The following is a 6,466-nucleotide window of genomic DNA, read 5'->3' on the forward strand; positions in this document are numbered from 1 at the left end:
GTACATCGTGAGGAGATTTACGAGCGCATCAAACGTGAGCAGGCCGAAGGTGGTCCGATCGCCGGAGCCGTTCCGCCCGGAACTCGCCTCGACTGAGCCTGTAGCCAAGGGCGCGTAGGCAGGATAAACTACGCGTTCGTCGGAGAGATGGCCGAGTGGCTGAAGGCGCTCCCCTGCTAAGGGAGTATAGGCTAATCCCCTATCGAGGGTTCGAATCCCTCTCTCTCCGCCAATCATGATAAGAAATTGCAATAAAAATAATAATTTAGAATTTAACCAGTTCTGCGATTTTCCTTCGCCCCCAAATTTACCCCCAGCCGAAACCCTCGATCTGTTGGAACCGCGCATCGAGCATCTCGGATCACAGATCGCCTGATCCTCGGCGGATGCCTTCCTGACCGCCATGCTTGCCCCTCCACTCGACGACGCTGCCGTCGGATCCGCAACGGTTGTGTTGTGTGCCCCTCGCAGTTGGATGCCCGAAGTCAACCTGCGCCGCAGTTTGCCGAAAGGGTTCGTCGGCACTTGCCTCGGTTGATCCGATCGTTCAATTACCCCGGTTGCGATTCGGAAGCCGAGGACGGGACGGACGCGATGATCCGTTCTCCGGCATCGGGGTCTTGAAGGTGCTGTCCCCGACGAAAGTAATGACCGAGTGGATCGTCTCGGGAGGCACGTCGAGCAGCGCCTGCAAGACTCTTACATGCTTGTTGTTCTGCAGCAACGGATTCTGAAACCGAGTCGTGTGCCGGTAGATCTTCTGCGTCCACTGCGCCTGGCGCTCGCCTCCGAAGATCCAGCCCTTCATGTTCTCGGTCTCGATCACGAAGATCCGGTAGCGCGAGACGACGACATGATCGATCTGGGTGGTCCCGTCGGGGGTCGGCAGGGTGAGATCCTGCTCGGAGCGATAGGTCTCGCGATCCAGGCGAAGGCGAAGCGCCAAACGAACGAGGTGCTCGCCGACGATGCCTTTTACCCGCGAGGACCTGAGCAGAGCGCCGAGGAGCGCGAGCGGGATCAGCCGCCAGAGGGCGTTCACGAGTGGCGCGAGGACGGGCGTCGGGTCCATGACCGGTGGGTCTCCTGGTGGAGGCTTGCGGCTTCGCGAGCGCGAAAAATGTAAGTCATCGGCGAGCGACATGCGAGCTTGGGGACAGCCACGGCAGACTCGCAACCGCCAGAACGACGACTAGTCTGTGCAGGGGTCGTCGATGCGTCGTTCGTGAGACCCGTGCTCGGCGATCAGCCGCTCGGTGGCTTCGTCCAGCATCTGGCCATGATCGATTTAGACCACGCCCGCCTCGATGGCCTGACGGGCCGCGCGCAGGGTGTAGGCATGCACCATGACATAGGTGCCCCAGTTTTCTGCCGCATCCATCGCGGCACGCAGCTCCGGCACCGTATATTGGCTGACATCCAGCCGGTCGTAGCTCGAGGATACGGGACAACGCGACCTCGGGAGGCGGCGCGATCGGCTCCGACGCGATGCGCACGATGGCGTTGCCGATTACCAAGACTTGAACCGGCTCGGACAGGTGCTCGGACGTCCCGTCGAAGACGCGCAGGTCTTCGAACAAGACGCCATGTGGAGGTGCAGTCGGAGGCTCGGCATGCGTGGCCATGGGCGTGGTGAGGCACATCAGCGTGAAGAGGAAGGCCAGCAAGCTCGCCGGCCAGGTCGGGCGCATGTTTCCTCACTCACCTTTGCAGCCCGCCTTTTCATGGGGCGGAACCTTCGCAGAAACGCTGACGGCTTGCCTTTTTTGGTCCACATGCCGAGTATAGGCCGAGTGTATTGTTCGCCATGGCCTATGGCGGCAACGGTATTACCTACAGTATGATCGGCACAGGTCTGTTGCGGGCAGCGATTGAAGGGCGCATTCATCCCCTTGCAGAGATATTCTCGTTCAAGCATCTCGGTTAGCTATAGAAGCAGCGATACCGATTCCGCCCTGCGCTTTTCGCTGTATACATTGCCTGATCAGCTTTTCTTATTAGGTCTTCAGTGGTGCATGCATCCTGAGGGGAAAACGCTATCCCGACACTGGCAGACAGATGAATAAAGTTATTTAGCACTTGAAAGGGACTAGCCAGCGCCGTCAGAATGTTCTCGGCAACCAGTTCGACCGCCGTGGTGTTGATAAAGTCTCGCAAAATGACACAGAACTCGTCCCCGCCCAGGCGCGCAACACTATCGGCTTCGCGAATAGATGAGCGAAGGCGATCGGCGATGAACCGCAACAACAAGTCCCCCGCATCGTGGCCGAGCCGATCATTGACTTCTTTGAAGTAATCGATGTCGATGAACAATAGGGCGGTGCTTGACCCGAGCTGACCGCTATTCTTGATATCTTGTTCCAAACGCTCGAGAAACATGCGTCGATTGGGTAAGCCGGTTAGCTGATCATGATTTGCTTTGTGCCAGGACTCGTCCTCCTTCGCTTTGCGTTCAGTAATGTTGTGGGCAGTCCCAATAACCGCTTCGACGGTACCATCCTGGTAAATGATAGGAACAAACAGGTACTCATAAAATTCAGAATGTCCGGAATGGCTCGGATAGCACATCTCACCTCGACATTGTTTCTTGGTGAGGATGACGAGATCAACGTGCTGCTGTAGCTCGATGCCATTGGGCAGGTCGATTTCGTTGAAGCGTTTTCCAACCAGTTGGTCCGATGGATGCGCGAATAAATCCGTTGTCGCTTTATTGACATACGCAAACCGACCATCCAGCGTGAAGGTAAAAGTGAGGTCCGGCGAAAACGATAAGATCGAATCGAACACGCGCGCCTGCTGCTCTTTTTCAAAAGAGTAACTGGTTGCGGAGTGACTGATGGATTGGTCGATCGCTTCGTTGAATCGAATGACATCCCCAATCTCCGTGTCCGATACCGGATCGCCGAGAAGTGACTTTTGCCATCTTCTTATTACACTTGCCCGTAGCGCTCTATACTCGGCGATTGTTGCATTCAGGCTGAAACCCAACGCCAATCGCTCCTTGCCGTGCGATATGGACGCAGCGTCGTTGTTGGTTGGCAAATCGTTCTTTCCTTTCGACTTTGCGGTTTCCGCCCTCTCTGTCTGCGGTTCGGTAAGGTCGGCGGCCACCGCTTCGAGTATTTTTCTTGCGTGATCGCGCAATGCTCGCTTGTCCATCATTTGATCGGGTTCGAGGAGAGATGCTGCGAAGCACTCCCATTCTTGAAGAATCGCTTCGAGATCGCAAATTATGAATTCGGACAGTCGCATCGCTATGTTCCTAAGTGCGGGCAACGTGCAGTCCGGTTGACTGGACCTCAGCGCGGCGTCTCGTAACGGTGATATTCCAGTTGGCCGTCGCCGTTTTTTGGCGCTGTGTCCGCGGAATCTGCGGGCGTGAGTGGGGAGAGGAACCAATTCGAGGTGAAGCCTTTTCGTTTTCGACAACCATTGAACCTCGATCCGGCAGTTGACCGCTTCGTGCTTCATGCAAGGTCTTGACGACTTTGACGATCGCGCTCATCTCACGACTCACCGGCCGGGTGAACGCCGTTCAACTGCCGGATGGAGGTTGAACGACTGTCGGGCCGCTCGCACTTCAGCTCCTTCGCCCGGCAGCCGATCGTTGGGGTGGCGAGATTCAGCGGAAAAATATCGCGATCAGGATGATGATCGGAATAGGAATCCCGAGAAAGAACAGCAGGATCGAACGCATGGTGTTCTCCGAAGTTGATGGTTGGGTACAGGCGTCAAGCCTCGCGTTGACGACCGCCGAGCGTCGCGGCGAGACTGGCGATAAACGCGCCGATCAGCAGCGAGATGAACACCCAGAGGGCTGCATAGGCTGACGCCTTGCGGGCCTCGTCAGCCGCTTCTCGGGCGGTCATCTCGGTCTCCTGCAGCGTGGTTTGCACGCGTGCAAAGGTATCCGCCACGCGCTCCTGCGCGTCGCCTTGGCTCAGGCCGGTCCTGCCCGCGACCACCTCCCCGATATACCGCAAGTCCTCGTCAGGTAGTCCTCCAAGACGTATTCCATTGATGAAGATGCGAGCGCTCTCCGCTGTCGCGTCGGCCGAGCCCGGGTCTGCCGCCCCGCCCGTGGTGCCGGCACGGAAGAGTGAGTCAATGAAATAGCTCAGGGTATCGGTCGGCGTGTCGGACTCGCTTTGGGTGCCGACGATGATCGCTTGGCCTGCCGCAACGCCCCCGGCTACTCCGGCTTGAATGCCCCCACCGACGATCGAACCAACGACGGACGTCAGCAGTGTAGCGCTCACGAGCGTGGCCACAGCCCATGACAGAAAGCCATGTGCGGTGTCGCGAAAGTAATCCTCGTCCTTGGAAACCGCGATCGAGTCGGTACGGAACCGTCCGGCAAGGTACCCACCCAGGCCGGCGGCCACGAGATGGGATAGGGTCAGCCAGAGGATGGTCGAGACGCCGAAGGTCGTCGCCGTGACACCCTCGAACTGCCAGGGGGAGACCGCGGACAGACCCAAACCAACCCCCAGCATCAACAGAATCAACCACAGGGCCGCGCCAGCGGCCGCACCGGCAAAGATGGCGCCCCAGGACAACGCACGATCACCTCGATAGTGGGTTCCGGCATAACCCGCCGCGACGGGATCGGTATCCCTATAGGTATCGGTATCAGTCGCGGGTGATGGGGTATGCCGGCTGAATGAATCAGTTGCGGGATGGTTCGGTACAGTCGTACTCATAGTCAGGCTCCGGTTGCGAAAGACTCGGTGTTTTATTCACGACATCATCGAATCAAACCAATATATTGTTGAATCGATCCAAGGACCTGAGGCGCAGTCCGTGTGTGGTCGCGATTTCAACCGCGTTTCCAGCAGAGCAGGAGGATGCCCGGCCGCTGATAATCCCGGGAATGGATCATTTCGTGCCTCCTGACGTGCACCGGAAAGCTGTTCGCCGTCGTCGCGATGAACACCTGCTTAGTTTAGACCGGCGCTTCGAGTCGTTCGGTACGCTGCCGCACATTAGCGGATTCAACGAATAAAGTTGATCGGTTCGAGTGCTGGAGACCCGCGGTCGTGGCCCGTGAGCGCGGCCAACGGAGACGTGTAAGGCCAGTGCGAAGTCATCGCTGGCGGCTATGGGGTCGGAGGGATTCACATGACCGTTCGAGGGTCGCTCTGCCCCGATACTCGCGCGGGGGTGATTACGTCGTTTCTTCAGCCGCGACCGCTGAGCGAGTCTCGGCAATCGGCCGGCTTCATCTCGAGCGCGGCGCGGACCAGGGCCAGTCGCTCCGTCAGCCTTTCCCGGTCATACGGGGAGGCGACCCCGCGCTCGGCCGCTTCGGCGATCTCGTCCACCGTCTGTCCGAGCGCGGATCGCCGGCTCGGGCTGGTCGTCTGGCCGGCAATGGTGTGTATGGCGCCGAGGATTCTCAGCAGGATCGCCACGTTGCCGTCGGCATGCTGCCGGATCTGGTCGAAGGCCACGCTCAATAGCCCCTCGAAAGTCGGTCCACGCACAATCACCCGCACCTCCCCCCGATCGGATCGCGAGGGTGTCGCGATCCGGCGGCCCGCCAGGCGGCACAGAATCGCCATCAGATAGTCCACGCACATGATCGCGGTCGAGGTGTCGTTGATGCCGGGCGACAGCGCCTTTAGGGCGATGTCCACGATCTGCCTGATGCCGAAGGTCGCATCCTGTTCCAATGTACGCTGGCGGTTGATGACGTAGACCGCGTTCAACGTGTCCGTCATCGCCTCGTCGACATCGTCAAAACCCATGATCGAGATCAAAGGCGTTCCGGCGGCGACGAACTCGCCGATGCTGCGCTCCATCCGCAGGACAGTCTCCTCTTTCCGAGCCAATTCCAGCAGTGCGTCTGTATCGACCGTCACGATATAGCCGGTCTTGCGGGCTGGAACGGCAGAACACGGTTGCAGCATGAGCACGTCCGCAGGGCTGCCGTTCGCGTCTTCGTCGTCGTTCTCATCCAACTCTTCGGGAATAAGCTCATCGACGGCCGAAAGGGTCTCCTCCGCCGTGGTAGCAATCAGGCTCGACGCCTGAATGGATGTCACAATGTGATGGATAAAATAGATCAACATGCCAATTCCGACGAATGCGAGGACGAGTCCGCCAAGCACCGCCAGCGTCGGAACGAATGATCCGTCGCCCTCCTCGCGAATCGTCCGCAGCACCACGAGGCAATAGGCAAAGATGCCGACGAAGACGCCCAGGACCACTTGGTTCACGCGATCGCGCATGAAATTGCGGATGAGTCTCGAGGTGTACTGACTGGCCGTCAGCGAGAGCGCTACGAGGGTGATCGAGAACACCACCCCGGCCACGGTGATCATCGAGCTGGCGACGGTCGTCAGCAATCCGCTAGCACTCGCTGGGCTAGCCCCGAAGAAGAGCGGCCAGCGTTCGACCAGATGTAAGTCGCCGAGCGGTTCCAGAATGACCAGCAGCATGGCGAGCGCTACCGCGCTCAGCA

General features: G+C 58.8%; 4 protein-coding genes and 1 tRNA gene. 1 reads left to right on the forward strand and 4 read right to left on the reverse strand.

The genetic code is table 11. The features are described from left to right. Positions 1 to 141 precede the first annotated feature (141 nt). Positions 142 to 232 (forward strand) — tRNA-Ser (locus tag GPT33_RS15965). A gap of 315 nt (positions 233 to 547) precedes the next feature. Here GPT33_RS15965 and GPT33_RS15970 read toward each other — a convergent pair. The 4 genes from GPT33_RS15970 to GPT33_RS15985 all read right to left on the reverse strand — a co-directional run. Next, positions 548 to 1,072, reverse strand: a complete 525-nt coding sequence (locus GPT33_RS15970; protein WP_296810790.1) for a nuclease-related domain-containing protein — start codon at positions 1,070 to 1,072, stop codon at positions 548 to 550. Between the two features lie 851 nt (positions 1,073 to 1,923). Next, positions 1,924 to 3,252 carry a diguanylate cyclase gene (locus tag GPT33_RS15975; protein ID WP_296810793.1) on the reverse strand — a complete coding sequence of 443 codons (1,329 nt, stop codon included), beginning with the start codon at positions 3,250 to 3,252 and terminating at the stop codon, positions 1,924 to 1,926. A gap of 479 nt (positions 3,253 to 3,731) precedes the next feature. Then, positions 3,732 to 4,703 (reverse strand): hypothetical protein, encoded by a 972-nt coding sequence (locus GPT33_RS15980; RefSeq protein ID WP_296810796.1) that lies wholly within the window; start codon positions 4,701 to 4,703, stop codon positions 3,732 to 3,734. Positions 4,704 to 5,180: 477 nt separating this feature from the next. Then, positions 5,181 to 6,466 (reverse strand): DUF2254 domain-containing protein (locus GPT33_RS15985; RefSeq protein WP_296810799.1); only part of this gene is annotated, 1,286 nt, incomplete at its 5' end.

Source organism: Thiocapsa sp., from assembly GCF_011390875.1.
Lineage (GTDB): Bacteria > Pseudomonadota > Gammaproteobacteria > Chromatiales > Chromatiaceae > Thiocapsa.

What these genes read in the sequence shown, in the direction of transcription:
- GPT33_RS15970 (WP_296810790.1), bottom strand. Translation starts at nt 1,072, where the DNA reads ATGGACCCGACGCCCGTCCTCGCGCCACTCGTGAACGCCCTCTGGCGG.
- GPT33_RS15975 (WP_296810793.1), bottom strand. Translation starts at nt 3,252, where the DNA reads ATGCGACTGTCCGAATTCATAATTTGCGATCTCGAAGCGATTCTTCAA.
- GPT33_RS15980 (WP_296810796.1), bottom strand. Translation starts at nt 4,703, where the DNA reads ATGAGTACGACTGTACCGAACCATCCCGCAACTGATTCATTCAGCCGG.